This window comes from Chloroflexota bacterium (assembly GCA_014360805.1).
In the GTDB taxonomy this organism is placed as follows: Bacteria; Chloroflexota; Anaerolineae; order DTLA01; family DTLA01; genus DTLA01.
Map to the genome: position 1 here is coordinate 25,381 of JACIWU010000005.1, position 23,813 is coordinate 49,193.

19 protein-coding genes are annotated in these 23,813 nt (G+C 65.2%); 4 read left to right on the forward strand and 15 right to left on the reverse strand.

Annotated elements, in window-relative coordinates; genetic code table 11:
- Positions 1-50: 50 nt before the first annotated feature.
- The 3 genes from groL to H5T65_01675 all read right to left on the reverse strand — a co-directional run bounded on the left by groL (position 51) and on the right by H5T65_01675 (position 3,360).
- Positions 51-1,676 (reverse strand): chaperonin GroEL, encoded by a 1,626-nt coding sequence (gene groL, locus H5T65_01665; GenBank protein MBC7257936.1) that lies wholly within the window; start codon positions 1,674-1,676, stop codon positions 51-53.
- Positions 1,677-1,727: 51 nt separating this feature from the next.
- On the reverse strand, positions 1,728-2,024 hold the full coding sequence (gene groES, locus H5T65_01670) for a co-chaperone GroES (GenBank protein ID MBC7257937.1): 297 nt from the start codon (positions 2,022-2,024) through the stop codon (positions 1,728-1,730).
- Positions 2,025-2,247: 223 nt separating this feature from the next.
- Positions 2,248-3,360: a tetratricopeptide repeat protein gene (locus H5T65_01675; protein ID MBC7257938.1), complete on the reverse strand. Its 1,113-nt coding sequence runs from the start codon at positions 3,358-3,360 to the stop codon at positions 2,248-2,250.
- A 607-nt stretch (positions 3,361-3,967) separates the two neighbouring features.
- Here H5T65_01675 and H5T65_01680 point away from each other — a divergent pair.
- A complete protein-coding gene (locus tag H5T65_01680) occupies positions 3,968-4,921 on the forward strand; it encodes a hypothetical protein (protein ID MBC7257939.1) in 954 nt (317 codons plus the stop codon).
- The gene (gene gyrB / locus H5T65_01685) at positions 4,918-6,852 is read left to right on the forward strand and encodes a DNA topoisomerase (ATP-hydrolyzing) subunit B (protein ID MBC7257940.1); all 1,935 of its coding nucleotides are present in this window, start codon (positions 4,918-4,920) and stop codon (positions 6,850-6,852) included. The genes H5T65_01680 and gyrB overlap by 4 nt, the downstream gene beginning before the upstream one ends.
- Positions 6,853-6,990: 138 nt before the next feature.
- Here gyrB and H5T65_01690 read toward each other — a convergent pair whose 3' ends face one another.
- From H5T65_01690 to H5T65_01710, 5 genes are all read right to left on the reverse strand, one after another.
- The gene (locus H5T65_01690; protein ID MBC7257941.1) at positions 6,991-7,938 is read right to left on the reverse strand and encodes an RNA polymerase sigma factor; all 948 of its coding nucleotides are present in this window, start codon (positions 7,936-7,938) and stop codon (positions 6,991-6,993) included.
- Positions 7,939-8,463: 525 nt separating this feature from the next.
- Positions 8,464-9,075 (reverse strand): DUF4340 domain-containing protein, encoded by a 612-nt coding sequence (locus H5T65_01695; GenBank protein ID MBC7257942.1) that lies wholly within the window; start codon positions 9,073-9,075, stop codon positions 8,464-8,466.
- Between the two features lie 21 nt (positions 9,076-9,096).
- Positions 9,097-10,614, reverse strand: a complete 1,518-nt coding sequence (locus H5T65_01700) for a GldG family protein (protein ID MBC7257943.1) — start codon at positions 10,612-10,614, stop codon at positions 9,097-9,099.
- Positions 10,611-11,321 (reverse strand): ABC transporter permease subunit, encoded by a 711-nt coding sequence (locus H5T65_01705; protein MBC7257944.1) that lies wholly within the window; start codon positions 11,319-11,321, stop codon positions 10,611-10,613. Before H5T65_01705 ends, H5T65_01700 begins: the two co-directional genes overlap by 4 nt.
- Before the next feature lie 12 nt (positions 11,322-11,333).
- Positions 11,334-12,248: an ABC transporter ATP-binding protein gene (locus H5T65_01710; GenBank protein MBC7257945.1), complete on the reverse strand. Its 915-nt coding sequence runs from the start codon at positions 12,246-12,248 to the stop codon at positions 11,334-11,336.
- Positions 12,249-12,401: 153 nt separating this feature from the next.
- On the opposite strand from H5T65_01710, the gene H5T65_01715 reads away from it, so the two are divergent.
- Both H5T65_01715 and murA read left to right on the forward strand, forming a co-directional pair.
- Positions 12,402-13,196: an SAM-dependent chlorinase/fluorinase gene (locus H5T65_01715; GenBank protein ID MBC7257946.1), complete on the forward strand. Its 795-nt coding sequence runs from the start codon at positions 12,402-12,404 to the stop codon at positions 13,194-13,196.
- Positions 13,117-14,565: a UDP-N-acetylglucosamine 1-carboxyvinyltransferase gene (gene murA, locus H5T65_01720; protein ID MBC7257947.1), complete on the forward strand. Its 1,449-nt coding sequence runs from the start codon at positions 13,117-13,119 to the stop codon at positions 14,563-14,565. The genes H5T65_01715 and murA overlap by 80 nt, the downstream gene beginning before the upstream one ends.
- A 6-nt stretch (positions 14,566-14,571) precedes the next feature.
- Here murA and H5T65_01725 read toward each other — a convergent pair whose 3' ends face one another.
- From H5T65_01725 to H5T65_01755, 7 genes are all read right to left on the reverse strand, one after another.
- Entirely contained in the window at positions 14,572-15,231 is a 660-nt protein-coding gene (locus tag H5T65_01725; protein ID MBC7257948.1) for a NeuD/PglB/VioB family sugar acetyltransferase, read from the reverse strand.
- A 155-nt stretch (positions 15,232-15,386) separates the two neighbouring features.
- A complete protein-coding gene (locus tag H5T65_01730) occupies positions 15,387-16,031 on the reverse strand; it encodes a sugar transferase (GenBank protein ID MBC7257949.1) in 645 nt (214 codons plus the stop codon).
- Entirely contained in the window at positions 16,001-17,422 is a 1,422-nt protein-coding gene (locus H5T65_01735; protein ID MBC7257950.1) for a hypothetical protein, read from the reverse strand. The genes H5T65_01730 and H5T65_01735 overlap by 31 nt, the downstream gene beginning before the upstream one ends.
- Before the next feature lie 258 nt (positions 17,423-17,680).
- Entirely contained in the window at positions 17,681-18,949 is a 1,269-nt protein-coding gene (gene serS / locus H5T65_01740; GenBank protein ID MBC7257951.1) for a serine--tRNA ligase, read from the reverse strand.
- 510 nt (positions 18,950-19,459) lie between these two features.
- Complete coding sequence (locus H5T65_01745; GenBank protein ID MBC7257952.1) at positions 19,460-20,764, reverse strand: hypothetical protein; 1,305 nt, start codon at positions 20,762-20,764, stop codon at positions 19,460-19,462.
- 29 nt (positions 20,765-20,793) lie between these two features.
- A complete protein-coding gene (locus tag H5T65_01750) occupies positions 20,794-22,089 on the reverse strand; it encodes a glycerate kinase (protein ID MBC7257953.1) in 1,296 nt (431 codons plus the stop codon).
- A gap of 88 nt (positions 22,090-22,177) precedes the next feature.
- Positions 22,178-23,488, reverse strand: a complete 1,311-nt coding sequence (locus H5T65_01755) for an extracellular solute-binding protein (protein MBC7257954.1) — start codon at positions 23,486-23,488, stop codon at positions 22,178-22,180.
- Between the last annotated feature and the right edge of the window lie 325 nt (positions 23,489-23,813).

The window sequence follows — 23,813 nt, forward strand, 5'->3', positions numbered from 1 at the left end:
AAATGAAAAGGCCCCTCGTCGGAGGGGCCTTTGGTTTGCCTGCGGTCGGTCTAGTACTCGGGCATCGGCGGGGTGCCGGCCTTCTCCTTCTCCGGCAGGTCGGAGATGAGCGCCTCGGTGGTCAGGATCATGGCCGCGATGCTGGCGGCGTTCTCCACGGCCGAGCGGGTAACCTTGGCCGGGTCAATGATGCCCTTGGCCACCATGTCGCCGTAATCGTTGGCCAACACGTCGTAGCCGATGTTGAGGTTATTCTGCTCCTTCTGGAGCCGACGCACGGTGTCCAGAACCACGGCGCCGTCCATGCCGGCATTCTCCACGATGCGGCGCAGGGGCTCCTCCAGGGCGCGGCGCACAATCGCGACGCCGGTCGCTACATCGCCGGTCTCCTGCACCTTGTCCAGCGCCGGGATGGCGTTGATGAGGGCCACGCCGCCGCCCGGGACAATCCCCTCTTCCACGGCCGCGCGGGTCGCCGAGAGCGCGTCCTCCACGCGGTGCTTCTTCTCCTTCAGTTCAACCTCGGTCGCCGCGCCCACGCGGATGATCGCGACGCCGCCCGCGAGTTTGGCGAGCCGCTCCTGCAATTTCTCCTTGTCGTAGTCCGACGTGGAGATTTCAATCTCGGCCTTGATCTGGTCAATGCGGCCCTTGATCTTCTCGGGATCGCCCTTGCCGCCGATGATGGTGGTGTCCTCCTTGGTGGCGACGACGCGGTCGGCCCGCCCCAGGTCGGCGATGGTTACCGACTCCAACTTGCGGCCCACTTCCTCGCTGATGACGGTCCCGTTGGTCAGGATCGCGATGTCCTGCAGCATAGCCTTGCGGCGATCACCGAAGCCAGGGGCCTTGATGGCGACGCAGTTGATCATGCCCCGCAGTTTGTTGAGCACGAGGGTCGCCAGCGCCTCGCCGTCCACATCCTCGGCGATGACGAGCACCTCGCGCTTGCCCACCTGGACCAACTTCTCCAGCACAGGGACGATGTCGGTGGCCGCGGAAATCTTCTTGTCCGTGATGAGGATGTACGGCTCCTCCAGGACGGCCTCCATCCGCTCGGGGTTGGTGATGAAATAGGGCGAGATGTAGCCGCGATCCAGTTGCATACCCTCTACGTACTCGGTCTCAAACTCCAGGCCCTTGGACTCTTCCACCGTGATGACGCCGTCCTTGCCCACCTTGTCCATGACCTCGGCGATGAGCGCGCCGATGGTCTTGTCGGCGGCGGAAATGGCGGCCACGTTGGCGATGTCGTCCTTGTCCTTGACTTCCTTCGCCTCGGCCTTGATGGCCTCTACCACGGCGGACGTGGCCAGTTCAATGCCGCGCTTGATGAGCATCGGGTTGGCGCCCGCGGCCACGTTCTTCAGCCCCTCGGTAACGATGGTGTGGGCCAGCACGGTGGCGGTGGTGGTGCCGTCGCCCGCCACGTCGTTGGTCTTGGTAGCGGCCTCCTTCAGCAGTTGCACGCCCATATTCTGGAAGTGGTCTTCCAGTTCAATCTCCTTGGCGACGGTTACGCCGTCATGGGTGATGGTGGGGGCGCCGAACTTCTTGTCCAGGGCGACGTTGCGCCCCTTGGGCCCCAGGGTGGTGATGACGGCATTCGCCAGGATGTCCATACCTAGTTTCAAATTGCGTCGCGCTTCTTCTGCAAAAACCAGTTGTTTCGCCATGCTTTACAACCTCCTTCAAGGGTTTAGGTCAGTCGGATAAAAGGCTGGGGGTTATTCCTCAAAGATCGCCAGAATGTCGCTTTCCTTGAGAATCAGGAGTTTCTTGTCGTTGACCTTGACCTCGGTGCCGGCGTACTTGGCATACAGGACCTTGTCGCCCACCTTGACTTCCATGGGGACGCGCTCGTCCTCTTCGCCATAGCGGCCCGGGCCGACTGCGATGACGACGCCCTTCTGGGGCTTCTCCTTGGCGGTCTCGGGCAAGATGATGCCGCCTGCGGATTTCTCTTCCTGCTCAATGGGTTCCACAACTACACGGTCTGCAAGGGGTTTGAGTTTGACTGTCATTGCCTTACCTCCTCACTGAAATTGGATTTGCGAGACTTGGTGGCGCACGGTTGTGGCGGGTTCTGGGCATCAGAACCGCGTTAGCACTCTTGCGCCGAGAGTGCTAACGCGGCCTTATCATACACAAGGTGCCCCGAAACTGCAAATTCGCGTCTAGAGGCGTAGAAACGGGTCTATGGCAATTGTCGGCCTATTTTGCCCGATTTCTCGCGAATGCGCATGATTACTTCTCCGGACACATCCGGAGACCTTCCAGCGCCGGCTGCGATGAGGGGTTGATTTCCAGCGCCTTCTGGAGCCACGGGCGCGCCTGGTCGCACTGGTCCAGGTACGCATACGAGAGGCCGATTTCGTACAGGACCTCTTCCGTCTGCCATCCCAGTTCCACCGCTTTCTGCAGGTTCTCTATCGCGCCCTCGTAGTTGCGCAGGACGTAGTACGTGATCCCCAGGTGAGCGTGGGCGCTGCCGAACTCGGGGTCAGCCTGGATGGCGGACATGAATTCGGGGATCGCGCGGTCGTAATCCTGAAGATAGAAGTAGGTCCACCCAATCTGGTCGTAGGCCTCGGCGTTGTCGGGATCCAGCGCCACAGCCTTCTCCAGGTAGGCGATGGCCCCGTCGTAGTCGCCCAGGGCGCGCAGGTTGCGGGCCGCGTCCAGGTACAGGTAACTCAGCCGCGGGTGCAACTCAATCGCTCGCTTGTAACTCTCCAACGCGCCGCGGTAGTCGCCCTGCGCCTCCAGGACGTACCCGTAGTTCCGCCAAGCGTCCACATTGGCGTCGCTCAAGTCCAGGGCCTGGTTGGCCTCGTCCTCGGCCTGCCGCCAGAAGCCCTTGTCGGCGTACACTTCGGCCAGGTAGGCATGGGTTTCGGGGGTGTTAGGGCCGAGTCGGGCTGCCTTGAGCGCCGCCTCCAGCGCCTGGTCGTAGCGGCCCATCCAGTCGTACACGCGCGCCAGCGTAGCGAGGGCCAGCGGGCTATCGGGCGCGAGGGCCGTCGCCTGCTGGGCCATTTGCAGGGCCTGGCCGAGTTTGTGGCGCATCATGAGCAGGCGCGCCGCCCGGATCAGCGGCTCCGGGTTGCCGGGGTCAGCCTGGGCCGCCTGGGTGTACGCCGCGATGGCTGCGGTCAGTTCGCCGTTCTGGTAGTGCTCGTCCGCCTCGGCAAGCCACTCGGCTGCCGGCTTCTGCGGCGTGGGCGTCGGGCCCGGCTGGGGCAGCATGGGCAACTCGGGGCGCTTGACGATGAGGTACGAGAAAAACGCGATGAGGATGAGATAGATTGTGATGCGCGCCGGAGAAGAGCGCCGCCTTCGCCGAGGGCCTAGATACATACATTCGCCTCCGCCACCGCCGTGCCTGGCCGATTATAGCACAGGGCGGGTGCCATCCCAAATGCACGGGAGACCCCGAATCGGTTCCAAAGCACGGAGCGCCCGAAGCAATCGCCGTCGGGCCGGCGGGGCGCACACCCCACCCCAACCCCATTCGCGTGGATTCGCGCGATTCGCGATGACGGTTGGGGGCGACAACGTGCGCCGCACCTTCGCCTCCGCCGCAGGCAGGGAATGTAGAGCAAATTGGCAATTTGCTCTACACGCGCGGGGCTAACCCCAGCCCGCAGGGCTTTGCACCTTCAGCCCGATGCTTTAGCGTCAGGCCGGCGGGGCGCACACCCCACCCCAACCCCCATTCGCGTGGATTCGCGCGATTCGCGATGACGGTTGGGGGCGACAACGTGCGCCGCAAGTAACCGCCTTCGCGCGAATTCGTGCGATTCGCAGACGTCCATCGCCCTGGCGAGGCGGCGCGATGGCCCGTCGGAACCGAGCCCAGGGCGCGCGGGATTTTTCAGTATCGGGCAGGTATGGTAAAATATGCGACGTGGAAAACGGGAAGGGTATAGGCGTAATTGAGGCGTTGACCGCGGGCTTTGAGTTGGTGACCCGCCGCCCCTGGGCAATCCTGTTGCCCATTGCGGTGAACCTGCTCACCTGGCTCGGCCCCCGCTTCTCGGTCGGCCCCCTGATCCAGCAGGTGGCCGATGCGATTCGGGCCGGCGTCGGCAGCCAGACCGGTCAGTACGCTGACGCGGCGCTGGCGGCGGCCCGCAATCTGGCGCAATGGGGCGAAAAGTTCAATCTGTTTGAATTGCTGACGGTGGGTCTGCCCGTTCTTCCCGTGCGCATTGCGGGGCAACGGGTGTGGCCGCTGGACAACTGGGCCTGGGCAGCGGGGCTCGCTGTGGCGCTGCTCGTGCTCGGCGGCTACCTGCTCGCGCTCTACCTAGGCATCCTGGGACGAGAGGTGCGGGGCGGCCGCGGGGCCATCGGGCCGGCGCTGGCCCATGCCGCGCGCGTCCTGTGGCGGCTCGTGGCGCTCGGCGTGGTCGTGGCGGGCATCGCCGTCGTGCTGGCGCTCCCGGCCATGATGATGGTGGGCGTGCTCTCGTTCTTCTACCCGCAGGGCGCCATGTTCCTGGCCACCGTGGTGGGCTGGCTGGGCCTCGGTTTCTTGATCTGGGTTGCGTTCTACCTGTTCTTCGCCGTGGACGCCATGGTGCTGGACGACGTAGGGGTACGCCAGGCGGTCTCCAGGAGCGTAACCCTGGTGCGGCTGAACGGCGGCGCGACGGCGGCCCTCATCCTGCTGACACTCACGCTGACCTGGGGGCTTGGCGTCGTGTGGGAAGCCATCGCCTCGGGCACAGCCGGCACCGCCGTCGCCATCCTGGCCAACGGATTCGTGAGCACGGCGCTGGCCGCCGCAAGCCTGATCTTCTATAGCAGTCGCTGGCGCGCGCTGGAACAGCGCGTAGCGGTCCTGACTGCCCTGGCAGGCGAATCGGCCACAAAACCGGACAGAACCAATCCATCGGGTGAAAAAGACCTATGAGCGACAGGGGCAACGAGAAGAACAACTCCTACGGCGTGCACGACATCCAGGTCCTTGAGGGGCTGGAGGCCGTGCGGCGTCGCCCGGGCATGTACATCGGCAGCACCGACATTCGGGGGCTGCACCACCTGGTCTTTGAGGTGGTGGACAACTCCATTGACGAGGCGCTCGCCGGATTCTGCAATCGCATTCGGGTTACCATCCGCGCCGACGGGTCGGTGGTCGTGGAGGACAACGGGCGCGGCATCCCCGTGGGGCCCCACCCCAACCAGAAGGACGCCGACGGCAAGCCGATGGACGCCCTGCAGGTGGTGATGACCATCCTGCACGCCGGCGGCAAGTTCGGCGGCGGCGGGTACAAGGTCGCCAGCGGGCTGCACGGCGTCGGCGTGTCGGCCGTCAACGCGCTGTCGGAATGGATGGAGGTGGAGGTGCGTCGGGATGGCGGGGTGTACCGCCAGCGATACGAGCGCGGCCACCCGGTTACGCCCGTGGAGCGCATCGGCAAGGCCGACGGCACGGGCACGAAGACGACGTTCCTCCCCGACAGCGAGATCTTCAAACAGGGCATAGACTACAAATTTGAGACCCTGGCGCAGCGTTTCCGCGAGATGGCCTTCCTGACGCGCGGGCTGAAGATCACCTTCGTGGACGAGCGCGAAGACCGCGAGATGTCGTTCTACTTTGAGGGCGGCCTGCGCTCCTTCGTCTGGTACCTGAACCGCGGCCGCGAGGTGCTCCACAAGCCCATCTACGCCGAAAAGCAGGTCAACGGCACCCAGGTTGAGGTGGCCATCCAGTACAACACCGGTTACAGCGAGTCGGTCTATGCCTTCGCCAACAACATCAACACCGTGGACGGCGGGACGCACCTCACCGGCTTCCGCTCCGCGCTCACCCGCACGCTGAACGACTACGCCCGCAAGAGTGGGCTTCTCAAGGAGAACGAGCCGAACCTCACCGGCGACGACGTGCGCGAGGGCCTCACAGCCGTCATCAGCGTCAAACTCACCGACCCGCAGTTTGAAAGCCAGACGAAGGCCAAACTGGGCAACGCCGAAGTCAAGGGCCAGGTGGAATCGGTGGTGGCCGACACGCTTGCCACGTTCCTGGAGGAAAACCCCCGCGAGGCCAAGGCCATCGTGGAGAAGAGCCTCATCGCTTCCCGCGCGCGCGAGGCCGCACGCCAGGCCCGCGACCTCGTCATCCGCAAGAGCGCGCTGGAAAGCCTGTCGCTCCCCGGCAAGTTGGCCGACTGCTCGGAGCGCGACCCTCTGAAGGCCGAACTGTACATCGTGGAGGGCGACTCGGCAGGCGGCTCGGCCAAGCAAGGGCGCGACCGCCGATTCCAGGCCATCCTCCCGCTGCGGGGCAAGATCCTCAACGTGGAAAAGGCCCGTATGGACCGAATGCTCAACAACAACGAGGTGCGGGCGCTCATCACGGCGCTGGGCACCGGCATCGGCGAGTCGTTTGACCTGTCCAACCTGCGCTATGGCCGCGTCATCATCATGACCGATGCCGATGTGGACGGCGCGCACATCCGCACGCTTCTGTTGACGTTCTTCTTCCGCTACATGCCTGCCCTGATTGAGAACGGGCACCTGTTCATCGCCCAGCCGCCGTTGTACCGCATAGAAAAAGGCAAGCAGCACTACTACGTGTACACCGAGGCCGAGAAGGACCAGATTCTGGCGAAACAGAAGGGTGAAAACATCACCATTCAGCGTTACAAGGGCCTGGGCGAAATGAACCCGGAGCAGTTGTGGGAAACGACGATGAATCCGGAGAACCGCACGCTGCTTCAGGTTACCGTGGAGGACGCGGTAGAAGCCGACCGCACCTTTGAGATGCTCATGGGCAATCAGGTGCCCCCGCGCCGGCGTTTCATCCAGACCCACGCCAAGAACGTGCGCAACCTGGACGTGTAGCGGCGACGGTAACCGCGAATGGACGCGAATTCGCGCCCATTCGCGGTTTCTCTTTGCCATGCCGAGCGAAGCATCTCGTTTGGCGAGACTCTTCGCCGCCCCGCGGCCCAGAATGGCAGGGAGCCCGCCCCCGCGCCCCTACCGCAGATAGTCCCGCAGTTTGCTGCTGCGGCGCGGATGGCGCAACCGCATGAGCGCCTGGGCCTCTATCTGGCGGATGCGCTCGCGGGTCAGGCCGAACTTGCGCCCCACCTCTTCCAGCGTGTGGGTCTGCCCGTCCACCAGGCCGAACCGCATCTGGAGGATGCGCACCTCCCGCTGGCTGAGCGCGCACATGAGTTCCTCCAGTTGCTCGCGCAGGAGCGAATGCGAGGCCGCCGTGCTCGGGCTGACCGACGTCTCGTCCTTGATGAACTCGCCCAACTCGCTGTCGCCATCCTCGCCGACGGGAGCCTCCAGCGACAGGATTCGGGTGGCGGCCTTCATGATGCGGCGGACTTTGTCCTCCGGAAGGTTGAGCCGCTCGGCCAGTTCCTGGTGGGTCGGCTCGCGCCCCAATTCCTGGGCCATGTCCTGCGAAATGCGGGCCACGCGGGCGATCTGGTCGTGCATGTGGATGGGCACGCGGATGGTGCGGCTCTGATCGGCCACGGCACGCGCCACCGCCTGGCGAATCCACCACGTGGCGTAGGTGCTGAACTTGTAGCCGCGCCGGTAGTCAAACTTCTTCACCGCACGGATCAGGCCGATGTTGCCCTCCTGGATGAGGTCCAGGAACGGCACGCCCCTGCCGATGTACTTCTTGGCGATGCTGACGACCAGCCGCGAGTTGGCGCGGATGAGGTGATCGCGGGCCTCCTCCCCCTCGCGCACCCAGGCCTCCAGCCGTTCCCGACGCGCCGGCGAGAGATTGGTCTGCTCCAGCATGCGCCGCGCCTTCTGGCCGCGCTCCATGCGCTTCGCTAGGGTTACTTCGTCCTCGGCGGTCAGCAGCGGCACGCGGCCGATCTCCCGCAAGTACAGATTGATGGGATCGCTCACGTCGGCCGGAGACTCGTCAATGTCAAGGATGTGTCTGGCTTCCAAATCGGGGACGTCTTCGTCGGCCGAATCTTGCTCCGCAGGCCATGGGGACTCATCGTCAAGGGGACAGAGGGCAAAATCCTCTTCGGGTTCCGTGAATGCAGCAACCTCGTCGTCCGTCTCGCCGATTGGTAGGCGGTTGAGATTCAAGTTGCCTCCTCACTCTATTATCTATTATATGAAACGTGCAAACGTAACGCTCGGTTCCGCTGGAGCCCGCGACACTACTCGTGAGTTTCAAACCCTTCCCATTATTATACCACAGTTTTCATAAATTGGCACACCCAATTTTCTTAAAACATACGTTTCCACCTTCTACGAGCCCTCTCCCCGTGGAGTTGGAACTGCGAATCGCGCGCGTAGGGCAGGTTTCCATACCTGCCCCCTGCGTCCGGCGGCTATGGAAAGCCGCCCTACGAACTCGGAAAAGGTCGCTTCGGATGCTGCGCGCCCTCGCAACGCCGCGCCAACGGACGTTGGAACCGAGCCTTCCCCAGCCCCGCACAAAGCCCGCGCCCCAAGCCCCCATCAGGGCGTCGGCGTGGGTGTGGCGGATGGGATGGGCGTTGCCGACGGCGTAGGCGTTACCGTCGGCGTCGGTGTAGGCGTCGGCTTCCGTGGCGGCTCGGCGATCATCTGCTCCAGCGTGTTGATGCTCCAGGCATACACCAGGTGCACCTCCGGACGGTCGTCGGCGATGGCGTACCGGTACGTCCCCGTGGGGTTCTGGTCGCCCACCCGCAAGGTATGATGCTCGCCGCTCGCCAGCGTGAGCGTTACCGTGAGAGTCGGTGCCGCAAGCCCGTAGTCCGACAGGTTCAGCGTGTCGCTGAGCGCGCGGGTGGAACGCAGGCTGCTCAAGTCGCTCACGACGCCCCCCACGCGGCTCCCGTCCGCTTCGTACACAAACGGCGCGCGTATCCACCAGGTCTGGCCTTCCGCGCGCTCCAGGACAAGCGCCTGGCCGTCGCTCTTGGCCGCTTCCAGGCGCACAACCTGATCCTGCGGAATCTCCCAGAGCGGAGCCGCCCCGACCTGCTCCTGTGGCGACTGCTTGGACTTGGGCACCTCCACCAGGAACACGTAGCCCGTCAGCGCCAGGAGAATGACGAACAGGATGAGCGTGTTGCGCAGTCTCACCTCAACCCTCCGAACCCGGCGTTATCGCCGCCGCCACCAGACCAGCAGCCCCACAAACAGTACCATCGCCGGCAACACGAGGGCGCTGCTGTACAGGATGAGCCGCATCTGCGACGGCGTGAGGAACACGGTGCGCACGTCCCCTGTCTTCGGGCCGATGGCGATCAGCGACTCCTCCTCGGCCAGCCAGTTTATGGCATTGACGAACAGGTCCGCGTTGCCAAAAGCACCGCGCACCGAGTTCAGCACGTTGTTGGCGGCGAAATCCGAATCGCCCACGAGCACGAGCCGCGTTTTGCCCTTCTGCACCTGCGCCACAAGGGTCAGCGGGCCAGGAGTGTCGGCGGCGTCCTTCTGCACCTGGCGCTGGGTCAGGTTGGTCTCGCCCCAACTCTGGTCGCTGGTGGTTACCAGGTCGGTAATCGTCGCGCCCTCCGGCGCGGTGCCCAGCCGCTCTATGGACCGCGCGTATGGGAAGAAACTGGTCAGCCCCGTCATGTCCTTGGTGATCATGCTGTACGGATAGCGCGCGGTCAACGGCGTCAGCGGGTCGCCGAAGAAACTGCTGTAGATGTCCACCACCAGGTCGTTGCGGAAGCGCACGCCGTAGGTCTCCAGGACCGAATTGAGGTCGACGCCCGAGGCGGGGTCCAGCAGCACCATGAGTTTGCCGCCGCCGTTCAGGTAGGTGGCCAGAGTCTGGCGCTCGTCCTCGGCGTAGGCGGTCTGCGGGCCGGCGACGACCAGGGCCGCCGTATCCGACGGGATGGTGCTGGTCATGGCCAGGTTTAGCGTGCCCACCTTGTAGTTGTTCTTCTCCAGCAGGGCCTTGATGGCGCTGAAGCCATCGTCGGCATAGCCCTCGGGGTCTCGCTCCTTGTGGCCGGTGAGGAAGTAGATGCCCTTCTGCTCGTCGCGCGAGACCTTGAGGATGGCGCTGGTGATGCTCTGCTCGTCGGTGCCGAAGGTGTCTTGACGGCGCGCGCCGCGCTCAAACACGATGGTGCCGTAACTGGTGATGCCGTACTGCCGCGCCACCGCGGGCTTCTGGTCCGGGTCCACGAATTCCACCGACAGTTTGTCCGTGTGGTACGTGTACTCGGCCAGCAGGTCCTTCAGCGTGGCCTGGGCGCTGTCGGCGGGCGAGAAGAACGCCGTGATCTTGATGGGTTCCTTCAGATCCTTGAGAATCTGAATCGTCTGGCTGGACAGCGAGTACTGCTTCGCGCTTGTCAAATCCCACCGCGCATGATGTCGGTTGGCCAAGAAGTTGACCAGCGCCAGGATGGCCAACAGGATGAGGCTCATGGCCACGGCGTTGGAGCCGTAGCGCGCCCGCCTGCCCGTCAGCGCCCTGCGCACCTCGGCGGGGCGACCCAGCGCGGCCGCCACGAGCAGCACCGCCCCAACGGCCAGGATGGCCCCCGGAACCCAGCCCATCTTGCCCATGAACAGCGCCGCGACAAGCCCCGCGGCAATGGCAAACAGACCCGCGTAGGCCAGCGTGTTGCTCCAGCGGGAGAGTCGTTCGCGCATCATCGCCACCTCCTGGTTTCCAGCACTCGCGTGGCAAGGAACAGCGCCGCCCCGATGACGCTGAGGTAGTAGAGCACGTCCTTGGTGTCAATCACGCCTTTGAAGAAATCGTAGAAGTGCTCCGACAGCGCCAGGTACTGGAACACGCCGGACAGCGGGGCTCCCGTTACATCCCCCAGCGCGCCGACAAGCCACAGCAGGACGATGAGCACCACGCCCAGCACCGCCGACACAATCTGGTTCTGCGTCAGCGACGAGGTCAGCACGCCCAGGCTGAGCAGCGCCCCGCCCAGCAGGAGCATCCCCAGATAGCCCGAAACGATGGGGCCGAAATCGGGATTGCCAACGATGCTGAGGACGAACGGGAAGTACAAACTCACGCCCAACATGCAGGCGTACAGCGTGAGGGAGCCGAGAAACTTCCCCAGCACCACCTCCCAATCATTCACAGGGGCGGTGAGCAGCAACTCTATGGTGCCCATGCGCTGCTCCTCGGCCAGCAGGCGCATGGTCAGGATGGGCGCCACGAACAAAAGCACCGTCGTCATGTTGCCCAGTGTGTAGCGCATGGTGGCCTCGCGCGAGTAATACAGGATCATGGCGAAGAAGTAGCCCATGATCGCCAGGAACGCCGCGGCCACCACATAGGCAATCGGCGACACGAAGTATGCCTGAATCTCTCTGCGCGCGATGGTCAGGGTGTTCTTCATGGGGAACCTCCGCTACTCCGTGGTGAGTTTCAGGAAGATTTCCTCCAGGCTCATGCCCACCGGCCGGAGTTCCAGCAGGCTCCAGCCGCGGCCCACGACCTCACGGGCGATCTCCGGGCGCTTGTCAGTGCCCAGCGCGCACTCCACCTCGTAGGCGCCGTCGCCCTTCTCGTCCACGGCCAGGATGCCATCCAGCGAGCGGAACAGATGCAGCGCCTCGTCGTCTTTCGCGCCCGCCAGTTGGACGAAGATACGCTCGGCGCCCTTGAGCCGCGCCATGAGCCGTTCGGGCGTGCCCTCGGCCACGATCTCGCCCTCGTTGATGATGAGGACGCGCGTGCACGTCTGGCTCACCTCGGGCAAGATGTGGGTGCTCAGAATCACCGTGTGATCCTGCGCCAGGCCGCGAATCAACTCGCGCACCTCAATGATCTGGCGCGGGTCAAGCCCGATGGTGGGTTCATCCAGAATCAGCACCTCGGGGTCGTGCAGCAGCGCCTGCGCCAGGCCCAGCCTCTGCCGGTAGCCCTTGGACAATTTGCCGATCATCATGTCCGCGTGGTCGGCGATCCGCACCTTCTCCATGGCCTCGCCGATGCGGCGCTCCCGCTTGTCCACGCCCCGCAGGCGCGCCATGAAGTCCAGGTAGCCCCACACCGTCATTTCGGGATACAACGGCACGGTCTCCGGCAGGTAGCCGAGGCGCTTTCGCACCTCCAGCGAATCCGTCGTTACGTCAAACCCCGCCACGGTTACCGTGCCGGACGTGGGCGGCAGGTAGCCGGTGAGGATCCGCATCGTGGTGGTTTTGCCCGCGCCGTTGGGGCCGAGGAAGCCGAGAATCTCCCCCTTCGCCACGTCAAAACTGACGTTCTTCAGCGCCTGAAAATCCCCATAGTGCTTGGTGAGGTTGCTTACGTGAATCATCCTCCTCGCTCCTATGTCGGATTGTTCAGCCAGGTACTATAACGCAAGAAGATTAACGGGACATTAGAATCGGTTTAGAGTACGGCGAAAAGTTAGGCCAAGCGCCTTTGACGTGAGAGGGCGTTCTCGGTACAATGCGAGCGAGGTGAAGGCATGGGCATTATCACGCTGATGACGGATTTCGGTGAGGAGGACAGTTACGTGGCGGAGATGAAGGGGGTGATCCTCTCCATCTGCCCCAACGCCACGCTGGTGGACATCACCCATCACGTGCGGCCGCAGGACATCCGCCAGGGAGCCTTCGTCCTGGCCGCATCCAGTCGCGCGTTCCCGATGGGGACGGTGCATCTGGCGGTGGTGGACCCAGGCGTGGGCACCGAGCGACGGCCCATCGCCGTCCAGACCGACCGCGGGTTCTTCGTGGCGCCGGACAACGGCCTGCTGTCCTTCGTGCTGGCGGATGCGGCGGATCACCATGCAGTGGTCCTGTCCAACCAGGCGTACTACCGCCAGCCGGTGAGCCAGACGTTCCACGGGCGCGACATCTTCGCCCCCGCCGCGGCCTACATCCACAACGGCGTGCCGCTGCAGGCTTTTGGCCCCGACGCGGGCACGCTGGCGCTGTTTCCGGTGCCGCGCCCGCGCTGGATTCGCGAGCATCTGCTCGCCGGCGAGGTGCTCCACACCGACGCGTTCGGCAACGTCATCACCAACATTCGGCAGCAGGACGCGGACTGGGCGCGCTTTGCCCACGTGCAGGTGGGCCGCCACAAGATCCGCCGTCTCTGCCGCACCTATGCCGAAGGTGGGCCACGCGAGGTCATCGCCCTGTTCGGCAGTTCGGGCTATCTGGAACTGGCCCAGCGCGATGGGTGCGCCGCCCGCCGCCTTCGGGCAGGGCCGGGGACGCCCGTTCGGGTGGCCTTCCGGGAACCCGCGCAGTCCTAGCGAGCGTCTTTCATACAGGCAGGCGCGCCCCACACGGCCCCGACCGGAAAGGCAGCGCGGCCATCTCCCTGACCAAGATAAGGAGCGCAACGTGGCGAAATTCATCATAGAGGGTGGGAACCGCCTACACGGGCGGGTAACTCCGAGCGGCAACAAGAACGCGGCGCTGCCCATCATGGCGGCGTCGCTGCTGACGGATGAGCCTCTGATCCTGCACAACGTCCCCCGCATCCGCGATGTGGAGACCATGCTCCAATTGCTGGTGGCGTCGGGTGTGGATGCCGAATGGATCGGCGAGCACGACCTGCGGCTTCACGCGCGGGATGTGCGGTCTGCCCATCTGGATCCCGTGCTGTGCAAGGAGATTCGCGCGTCCATCCTGCTGGCGGGACCCATGCTGACGCGGCTGGGCAGGGTGGAACTGCCGCCGCCGGGGGGCGATGTTATCGGGCGCAGGCGGGTGGACACGCACTTCGTGGGCCTGGGGTCGCTGGGGGCCGAGTTCGCCATTGGCCAGACGTTCCGCCTGTCCACCACGGGCCTGCGCGGCGCCGACATCTTCCTGGACGAGGCCAGCGTTACCGGCACCGAGAACGTGCTCATGGCCGCCAGCCTGGCCAAAGGCACCACCATCATCCGCAACGCGGCGTCGGAACCGCACGTGCAGGACCTGGCCCGCTGCCTGAACCAGATGGGCGCCCAGGTGCAGGGCATCGGCACCAACACGCTCTTCATCCAGGGCGTGGACCGTCTCCACGGGGCCGAATTCACCATCGGCTCCAGCCACGTGGAGGTGGGGAGTTTCATCGGCCTGGCGGCGGCCACCAAGAGCGAACTGACCATCACCGACGCCGTCCCCGACGACCTGCGCATGATTCGGCTCATGTTTGAGCGGCTCGGCGTGCACATAGAAATTCGCGACAACGAGGTCTTCGTGCCGGCGGATCAGCCGCTGGAGATCATGCCCGACCTGGGCGGGGCGATTCCGAAAATAGACGATGCGCCCTGGCCCGGCTTCCCCGCCGACCTGATGAGCATCGCCCTGGTGGTCGCGACACAGGCGAAGGGCACGGTCCTTTTCCACGAGAAGATGTTTGAGAGCCGCCTGTACTTCGTGGACAAACTCATCAGCATGGGCGCGCACATCATCCTGTGCGACCCGCACCGCGCCGTCGTCGTGGGGCCGGCCCAGTTGCACGGCGAGCGGCTGGAAAGCCCAGACATCCGCGCCGGCATGGCGTTGCTCATCGCCGCCCTGTGCGCCGAAGGGCAGAGCGAGATTCGCAACATCGGCCAGATAGACCGCGGCTACGAGCGCATTGAGGAGAAACTCCAGGCCCTGGGGGCGAACATCCGCCGCATAGAGTAGCCGCGCCTACGGCTCCTGATAGCGGATGACCTTGGCCGGGACGCCGACCACCACGGCGTTGTCGGGCACATCGTCTATGACGACCGCGCCGATGCCGATCACCGCGTTGTCGCCAACGCGCAGGCGCGCGCCTGGCCCCCATTCGGGCGTCATCACCGACGCGCCAAGCCCCACCAGCACGTTCCGCCCGATGTCAATCCGCGCGCCGATAGTTGCGCCCGACGAGATGAGCGCGTTGTCGCCGATGACCGTGTCGTGCGTTACGATGGCGCCGGCGTCTATGTACACGTTGTTGCCGATGACCGGGTCCACGTACAGCGTAACCCCGGCGCCGATGATATTCCCCCGCCCCATCCGCACGTCCTTAGAAATGTGGGCCGTCGGGTGGATGGCGTTGATGATCTCAAACCCCATCTGGGCCATCCATTCGGACAGGCGACCGCGCGCCTTGTTGTCGCCGATGGCGCAGATGGCGCCCGCCACGCCATCGGCCAGGAGCGCGGGGAGCCTGTCGGGCCCGCCGACAACCGGCACGCCCCGCACTTCCTTGCCCCACATGTCGCGGTTGTCGTCCACCATCGCCACGACCCGAACGTCTTCTCGGTAACTGAGGATGTAGGCCACCATCTTGCCCACATTCCCCGCTCCGTACACGACAACGCGCATCACCGCATCACCTCGGGCATGGATTCTATCGCGAAGGCAACGGGCCGGGCCGACTCGCCGTCATGTACCCGCAGAGCGCGCGAAGCACGCAGAAAATCCCTCAAGACTTCTCGGCGGTCTCTGCGCGCTCAGCGGTTGAGAGGGAACCCGCCGACTCACCCCGTCTGCGAAATCTCGTCGGGGACGCCGTCGTTGTACACGCCCTCGCGCCGAAGCACGACCCCCACCGTCTGCCACAGGATTTTCAGATCAAGGGCGTAGGACCAATGATCCACGTACCAGACATCGCGCTCTATGCGCTGGGGCCAGGTGAGTTGATTCCTGCCGTTGACCTGGGCCAGGCCGGTTACGCCCGGGCGCACCAGCAGTCGCCGCCGCTGGAAGTCGTTGTACTTCTCCACCTGGTAGGCCAGCGTGGGCCGCGGCCCCACCAGGCTCATGTCGCCCACCAGGATGTTGAAGAACTGCGGCAGTTCGTCCAGGCTGTACTGGCGCAGGAAGCGGCCCACCCTCGTTACGCGGGGGTCGTTGTCGTGGGTGTGATACCCCAGCGGGTGCGCGGTGGCGTTCTGCACCATGGTGCGAAACTTGAAGATGCGGAAGATGCGCCCATCCTTGCCCACGCGCTCCTGCCGGAAGAAGACCGGGCCGGGCGAATCCAACTTGATCGCAACCGCGATGACGAGGAACACCGGCGCCAGGAGCGCCAGGCCGACGACCGAGACCACGATGTCCGTCGCCCGTTTGAGAAACCGCTGAAACGCCACGCTCATCGCCTGCAACCGTACTGCGCCACGCACCGGAAGCCCTCGTAGGCGCTGGAGTTGTCCACGGCGCTGTCCAGTTTCACCTGATTCACGATGGCCACCAACTCGTCGCCGGGCGCGCCTTCCACGACCACGGAGTACTGGGCGTTGTTGGCCAGGTCGGCGTCGCTATACGTCCAGGGCCGCTCGGCCACCGACCGTCCCGGAGCCAGGGCGTAGTTCTTGAGGCCGGCGTTGGGCCACTCGGTGCCGGTGTTGAAGTCGTAGTAACGCACTGTTACCGTGGCCGTAACCGCGCCCACGTTCTGGATGATGATGGGCGTGATGTAGCCGTAGTAGCCCTTGACCACGTTGGGCAGGAACACGTACTGCGCGCCTTCGTTGAAGCCGTTGTAGGCCGAGCCGTCCTTGTGATCGGCCAGGTTGCGGTTCTGATTGACGATGGCCACCAGTTCGTCGCCCGGCTGCCCCCGCACCACGACGGAATACTGCTTGTTGGGCGGCAGAACGTTGTCGGGGTAGGTCCACGGGCGCTCGGGCAGGGAGCGGCCCGGCTTCAGTTCGTAGTTCTTCTTGCCGGCCAGCGGGTAGAACGTGCCATCAAACCCGTAGTACTCCACGTTGACGTAGGCCGTTGTCGTGCCGACATTCTGGATGATGGCGGGGGTGATGTAGCCCGCGTACCCCTTGACCATATTGGGCAGGTACACATTCGGCCCGCCCGACGGGAAGCCCGAATAGGCCAGGTCGGTGTCGCGCCCGACCTGGTTCACCGCGCCGACGATGGACTGCCCGACGTCCGCCGTCGCCACCACCGCGTACTGTTTGTTGGTGGGCAGTTCGGAGTTGGGGGCAACCGCCGGGTCGTACTCGTAACTAACGTTGGGCGGCAGGACGATCACGCGCTTGGCGCTCTCAATGGGGTTGCCGGTATTGAAGTCAAAGAACTCAATGGTAACCGTGGCGTCGGTGTCGCCGCTGTTCTGGATGTAGAACGGCGTGCTGAAGCCATAGTAGTGCTTGGTGATGTTGGGCAGGAAGACCTTGCGCGTGCCCGGTTCCAGGGCGTTGTAGGCCATCTCGCGGCCCGTGGCCAGTTCGTTGACCACCCCCGCCAGCGGACGGGTGCCGTGGATGACCATGGAGTACATGCCGTCGGTGAGAGCGGGGTCGGGGTTGAGATAGGGGCGGACGGCGCGCGCGCGGCCCGGCTCCAACTGGAAGGTCTCGCGGGCCGAGGGGATGTACGCGCTGTCGGACATGCGGTAGTAGTCCACGAAGACCGTGGCCGTAGCGTCGCCCATGTTCTGCACGACGACCGGCGAGCGCCAGACCATCCCCGGCGGGTAACTGCCCTGTCCCTGCGCCGCGATGGGGAGGAGCAGGACGATCACGGCCACGGCGACGACCAGCGACTTTCTCATGACGCCCTCCTTGTGTGCGCCCCCCAAGTTCCCCCTTGCCGCGCCATTATAGCGTGCCCCGCGAAAAATGACAACTGGGTGCGGGCTGCGCGAGCGTTCCCACCTGCGACGCACCTCGGAGGTGCGTCGCAGGTTGAGCCGCATAGCGAGCACAGGGCGGGTTCCCATTACCTGCGCCCCCGGCGGCTATGGAAAGCCGCCCTACGTGCCCACATTTATTCCCATTCGCGTGGATTCGTGTTATTCGTGGATAAGCGCCTACCGAATCACCTCCACCCCGCCCATGTACGGGCGCAGCACCTCGGGCACCACAATGCTCCCGTCGGCCTGCTGGTAGTTTTCCATCACCGCGATCATGACGCGGGGCAGCGCCAGTCCCGACCCGTTGAGCGTGTGCACGTACTCGGGTTTTGCGCCCGCCTCGCGGCGGAAGCGAATGTTGGCGCGCCGCGCCTGGAAGTCCAGGAAGTTGGAGCATGAGGAGACCTCCAGCCACTCGCCGCAGCCCGGCGCCCACATCTCCACGTCGTACTTGGCAGCGGCGGTGAAGGACAAATCTCCCGTGCACATCTGCACCACGCGGTGCGGAATGCCCAGTTTCCGGCACACGTCCTCGGCGTTGTCAATCAGGGTTTCCAGTTCCTGCATGGACGTTTCGGGCGCGACGATCTTCACCATCTCCACCTTGTCAAACTGATGGCCGCGCTTGATGCCCCTCACGTCGCGGCCCGCGCTCATCTTCTCGCGTCGCCAGCACGGCGTGTACGCCACATAGTACAGAGGCAGCGTGCCGGGGTCCAGGATCTCCTCGCGGTGCAGGTTGGTTACCGGCACCTCGGCGGTGGGCACCCACCATAGGTCGTCCTCCACGTCGTGGTAGAGGTTCTCGCCGAACTTGGGCAACTGCCCCGTGCCCCACAGGCACTTCTCGTTGACCACGAACGGCGGATAGACCTCGGTATAGCCGTGTTCGTTCACGTGCAAATCCAGCATCCACGCGATGAGGGCGCGCTGGAGCCGAGCGCCCAGTCCCCTGAGCACGTAGAACCGCGCGCCGGCGATCTTCACGCCGCGCTCAAAGTCCAGGATGCCCAGCGCAGGCCCCAAATCCCAGTGGGGCAGCGGCTGGAAGTCAAACTGCCGCGGCTCGCCCACGGTGCGGACGATCACGTTGTGGGTCTCGTCGGGGCCCACGGGGACGCCGGGCGCCGGCATGTTGGGCACTTCGTACAGCGCCGCCGTCAGCCGTTCGTCCACGGCCTTCAGTTCCGTTTCCAGTTCGCGGATTTGGTCGCCCACCTGGCGCATCTCGGCCACCAACTGCTCCCGCTGGGCGGCGTCCTTGATGCGGGGAATCTCCCTGGACACCGCGTTGCGCCGCGCCCGCAGGCTTTCCACCACCTGCAGCAGTTCGCGCCTGCGCCGGTCCAGTTGCAGGATTTCGTCAATGGGCGCGGTGGTGTTCAAGTCCACCAGCGCCTGCTTCACCTCGTCGGCGTGCTCGCGTATGAAGTTGAGGTCTAGCATTTTCTCCCTCCTTGACACAACGACTCTCCGGATTGTCCATGCCGCACGGCGCGGCCCCGAAAAACGAAAAGGCCCCCATCCGAAAGGACGGGAGCCTCGGCTACCGTGTTGCCACCTTCCTGCGCCTGCCCCTCGCGGAGCAGACCTCAGTGGGTCGGCGCGCGTCCGACCCTGCCCTGTAACGGGGGCCACCGGCTCGGCATACTCCGGGCGGATGCCTCCGCCCGTTTCCGCCTGCGACTCCGGAGTGCTTTTCGGCCGGGCCGTGCTGCCGCTTTCCACCTGCTGCGGCTCTCTGGGAGCCGTGCGCCGCGACCTACTCGTCTCCATCACCGTCGTTGCTATACGCTTGTTGTCAACATTATGGCGCGAACCCGCGTCGGTGTCAAATCGGCCCCGCGCCAGGCCGGGTTCTATTTTGTGTTGGCGTGCGAGGTGCGACGCACTTCCGGAAGTGCGTCGCACCTCGGATCAGGGTCTCGGAGACTCTTGGGGTCTTGGAGATGCCACTTATCGCCCGCCCGCGCCGCGGACGTCGCTAGGAGCCTCTGGCGCCGGAGGCGTTCGCGCGGACGCCCAGGGGACGTAGATTTCCCAGCGCTCGCGCAGGTAGGGGCGCTGGCGGATGAACGCCTCCGCCTGGCGCGCCACCACCCGCTCGGTCTCCTCAACGGACATCCCTTCCGTCTCCTGAAGGAACGCCAGTTGTCGGGCGGCGCATAGCGGGATGAGGGATTCCACCACCCGGTCGGGGTCGGCCTCTCCCTTGTTGTACACGGTAACGAAGTCGTACACACAGCGCGCCCAAAGGTCGTCGGGGAAGCGGAAGCCCTCGGCCGGTTGATTCTGCAGTTCGCGTATCGCGTCCAGGTGCTCCGGGGTCAGAGCCACCTGCCACAGGCGGCGGTGGCGCTTGGATGGCTGGCGGAACCGCTCGCCAAGGTACGCCTCGGTGAGGATGCCCCGGTCCGGCGCTTCCAGCGGCGTGCTGCCGAGGACGGGCGTGGGCTGCACCGCCGGGAAGGTAAGCCACGTCTTGCGGAACACGTATGCTATGCGGAACAGCGTCCCCGCCATCTGCGCGAACGCCTGATCGGTGGTGGAGGACGGTTCGCGCGATTCGTGCCTGCGCGTGCCCAGCGCGACCTGGCCGATGCGTCGCCCCTCCTGGACGGCGACGGCGGTCATCCAGACGCCCACGCCCGCCCTGGCCACCTCCGTCTCCCAGACATCCTTGTCGGCGAAGTGGCCTGCCAGTTCGCCCGACACGCCCAGCACATCGGCGGTGGGCTGGCGCACATCGCGCCCCAGGAGCGCACGGAGGAGGGGATAGGCGATGAGGTCTATGGGGCCGCTCTCGGTGCGCGGATAGGTGTAGTACGGGGTAACGTATTCGTACTCGCCCGAGAGGATGGGGCCGGCGAGAGCCTGCACCCACCAGGGCGGCACGCCCTTCAACTCTCCGTCCAGGATGATGCAGGCGTCGGCCTCCAGGGCCATGGTCATCTGGAAGATGGCGCGCACTGCGCTGCCCCGCCCCGTAACGCCGTGGTAGCCGGTTACGATGCGCTTCACGTTGTCGGGCATGGGCGGGGCCGATGCCGCCGCCACGGTGTCGTCGGTGGAACCCCCATCGGCCACCACGAGCACCGTACGCAGGTCCGGATAGTGCGCGGCGAGGCCCATGGACACCTGTTGCACAAGGGCGGCAATCGTTTTCGCGTTGCGGTAGGCAGGGATGCCTGCGACAAGGTCTGCCCTGCCGATCTGCCGGATGCGCCGCCTGGCGTCGGCCCTGAGGGCTGTCTCAAACATGACGGTTCCTCCTCAGTGCATCGCGTAGTCTAGCCCACGAGGACAAACGCAAGGTCGTTCACGTTCGTTCCCGTGGGGCCGGTTATCACAGGATCTCCCAGAGCCTGGAAGAATCGGTACGAGTCATTGTTGCGCAGGAAGTCCTTGGCCACGAGGCCGGCTGCGCGGGCGCGGGCCACCGTCTCGCCGGTAACAAAAGCGCCCGCCGCATCGGTGGGGCCGTCGCCGCCGTCGGTCGCCAGAGTGGCCAAAGCGACGCCGCTCCACCCCTCCAGGGCGATGGCCGCCGCCAGGGCCAGTTCCTGATTGCGGCCGCCTGTGCCGTCGCCCGTTACGGTAACGGTGGTCTCGCCGCCGGTGACGATGCACGCAGGGAGCGGGACCGGATTACCGCTGTGCACGCACTCCTTGGCGATGGCCGCCAAGACACGGGCCACATGGCAGGCCTCGCCTTCCAGGTACGTCGTCAGCAGGAGCGCGTTGTATCCCCGGCTGCGCGCCTCGGCCACCGCCGCCGACGCCGCGATTTCGTTGCTGCCGATGATGACATTGTGCACGTTGCGGAAGGCGATGTCGCCCTCCTTGGGGGTTTCGGGGATAGCGCCCGCCAGCCCCGCTTGCAGGCGCCCCCGGATGCTCGGATTCAGGCCGCGGATGAGGTTGTAACGCTCCAGAATGTCCCAGGCATCCGAAAACGTGGTCGGGTCGGACACCGTCGGGCCCGAGGCGACGACATCCAGCGGGCTGCCCACCACATCCGACAGGATGAGCGAGATAGTCGTGGCCGGATACGCCAGCCGCGCCAGTTGGCCTCCCTTGACCAGCGACAAATGCTTGCGCACGCAGTTGATTTCGTTGATGGTCGCGCCCGACTTCAGCAGAGCCTGGGTCAGTTCCTGCAAGTCGGCCAGGTGTATGCCGCTGGCGGGAAGGGTCAACAGCGCCGACCCGCCCCCGGAGATGAGGCAGATGACAAGGTCGCGAGGCCCAAGCGGCTCCAACAGGTCGGCGATTCGCTGCGCTCCGTGAAGCCCCGCCTCATCGGGCGTCGGATGGCTCGCCTCCACGATCTGGATGCGGCGGCCTTTGCCCCCAAAGACCTGCCCCCGCTTGGCGATCACCAGGCCCTCCGCGATGCGGTCGCCCAGGATCTCTTCCACCGCCTCGGCCATGGATGGCGTCGCCTTGCCCGCCCCGACCACCACAATCTTGCGAAACTGCCCCAGGTCATAGGCTCGGTCCTGCACGTAAAGCGTATCATCGGCGAGGCGCAGCGCGGTCCGTATCGCCAGGCGGGGATCCACCGCGTCCAGCGCCGCGCGCATCAGCGCGGCCGCGTCCTCGCGGTGGCGGGTCTCCGTAGGGTTCTCTGCAATGGGGCGCACAAACCCGAAGGGCGTTGCCACGTTCACCTCACTGCTGCCGGATTTTGTTCAGAGCCTGCTCGGCGGCCTGTCGGGGCGCGAGTTGGCCCTTGAGCACCTGACTGAGGGCGGTGTGCAGCGCCGACGCAACGGCGGGCGTCCTCAACGTCGATGGGCATGGGGTAGCCGCCTGGGCCATGCCTAGCAAGAACTCGCTGTGGGCGGCGGACAGCCCTGCCAGAGGCCACGCGCCGGCCTGAGTGGGCACCAAATGGGCGGCCTCGCACCACGCCGATTGCGGCCCGACCTGGAGCACCCACGCCAGGAACTGGACAGCGGCCTGCTGCCTTTCGGGCGTCGGCGATACGATGGCCCACGACCACACGCGCGCCAGGGCGATGGGGCGCCCGTCGGCAGTGGGAAGGGCCGCCAAGTCCGCGTCGGCCAAGGCGGATGGATGGCCCCAAACCTGCGACGCCCAGACCTCGGCGAAATCGGCCCCGCCGGCCCTGTACAGATCCCAGACCTCGTCGCGATCCAAAGACAGCACCTGCGGGGCCAGCACGCCCTGATCGGCCAGCCCCCGATACGCCTCCAGAACGCGCGCGAGAAGCCGACTGTCCAGTGCCGCCTTGCCCTCTTCATCCACGAGCGCCCCGCCCAGGCCCACGTACTGGGCCAGCAGCGACCGCACCGCGGCATCCTCATCGCCGACGGCGAAGGCGTAGCGGCCCCCGCTTTCGGCGATGGCGCCCAAGGTGAGGGGCAAGGGCAGCGTCATGGGAGTACGATACACAAGGAGCGGGAAGTCCATCGCGAACGGGACGCCGCTCCCTGCCGCCTGGACATTCGCGAACAGCGCCCCGCGCACAGAGGGCGCCAGCACGTCCACGGGCTGGACGAGGCCCAGAGCCGCAACCTGCTCCAGGCTATCTTCGTCCAGCAGGATCAAGTCGGGGAGATAGGCCGGGGCAACCCGGCTGGCCCCAGCCAGCAAATCCACCATGCCACCTTTGCCGTAGGTCTCCTTGACCGAGACGTGCACGCGAATGCCGGGATAGGCCTCGGCGAACCCCTGCAGGAGCGCGGCGTTGTCGGGCTGGGCAGCAAAGGCGAATTCGGACGACACCCAGATGTACAGGGTCATCTGCGATTGCACAGGCGTGGGCGAAGCCTGGCGCGCCGGAGAGGTGGGCACCGTCGGCGCGGGGCCGGGGGCCGGCGTCTGGGTCGGCGCGGGGGCCGCCCCGCCACGACACGCGGCCAGCGCCACTGCCAGCGCGAGAGCCGCCACCGTCGTCAGCACGCTCGTGCGCGCCCCTCTGTTGGAGGCCGCGCAAATCGTGGGTTTCGGTTCCAACGCACTCCCAACCGCGCAATCCTGAGTCATGCTTCTGCCTTTATCCGAACGAGTGTCCTGCGAGCAGCCACCAAAAAGAAGGCTTCTTTGGCTTGGCGACGAGCATCCGCAGATTCCGCAGGGTTTCCGTGTCGTGCAAAACGGGTCAACCAGAGGCGCCCAGAAGATCCATCAAGGGCCCTGCGTTCATTATATCACACTTTTCCGCTTCTGGAGCAAGGAGTTTTGCATCGTTTTGGTTCAGGGCGCGCGGGCCATTCCCACGGGCACGCCTCACGCCATGGGCATGAGTGCGACACACTTTCGGAAGTGCGTCGTGCCTTCG

What these genes read in the sequence shown, in the direction of transcription:
- serS (MBC7257951.1), bottom strand. Translation starts at nt 18,949, where the DNA reads ATGCTAGACCTCAACTTCATACGCGAGCACGCCGACGAGGTGAAGCAG.
- murA (MBC7257947.1), top strand. Translation starts at nt 13,117, where the DNA reads ATGGGTGCGCCGCCCGCCGCCTTCGGGCAGGGCCGGGGACGCCCGTTC.
- H5T65_01715 (MBC7257946.1), top strand. Translation starts at nt 12,402, where the DNA reads ATGGGCATTATCACGCTGATGACGGATTTCGGTGAGGAGGACAGTTAC.
- H5T65_01750 (MBC7257953.1), bottom strand. Translation starts at nt 22,089, where the DNA reads ATGCGCGCGGCGCTGGACGCGGTGGATCCCCGCCTGGCGATACGGACC.
- groES (MBC7257937.1), bottom strand. Translation starts at nt 2,024, where the DNA reads ATGACAGTCAAACTCAAACCCCTTGCAGACCGTGTAGTTGTGGAACCC.
- H5T65_01675 (MBC7257938.1), bottom strand. Translation starts at nt 3,360, where the DNA reads ATGTATCTAGGCCCTCGGCGAAGGCGGCGCTCTTCTCCGGCGCGCATC.
- groL (MBC7257936.1), bottom strand. Translation starts at nt 1,676, where the DNA reads ATGGCGAAACAACTGGTTTTTGCAGAAGAAGCGCGACGCAATTTGAAA.
- H5T65_01710 (MBC7257945.1), bottom strand. Translation starts at nt 12,248, where the DNA reads ATGATTCACGTAAGCAACCTCACCAAGCACTATGGGGATTTTCAGGCG.
- H5T65_01700 (MBC7257943.1), bottom strand. Translation starts at nt 10,614, where the DNA reads ATGATGCGCGAACGACTCTCCCGCTGGAGCAACACGCTGGCCTACGCG.
- H5T65_01705 (MBC7257944.1), bottom strand. Translation starts at nt 11,321, where the DNA reads ATGAAGAACACCCTGACCATCGCGCGCAGAGAGATTCAGGCATACTTC.
- gyrB (MBC7257940.1), top strand. Translation starts at nt 4,918, where the DNA reads ATGAGCGACAGGGGCAACGAGAAGAACAACTCCTACGGCGTGCACGAC.
- H5T65_01745 (MBC7257952.1), bottom strand. Translation starts at nt 20,764, where the DNA reads ATGTTTGAGACAGCCCTCAGGGCCGACGCCAGGCGGCGCATCCGGCAG.
- H5T65_01735 (MBC7257950.1), bottom strand. Translation starts at nt 17,422, where the DNA reads ATGAGAAAGTCGCTGGTCGTCGCCGTGGCCGTGATCGTCCTGCTCCTC.
- H5T65_01725 (MBC7257948.1), bottom strand. Translation starts at nt 15,231, where the DNA reads ATGCGCGTTGTCGTGTACGGAGCGGGGAATGTGGGCAAGATGGTGGCC.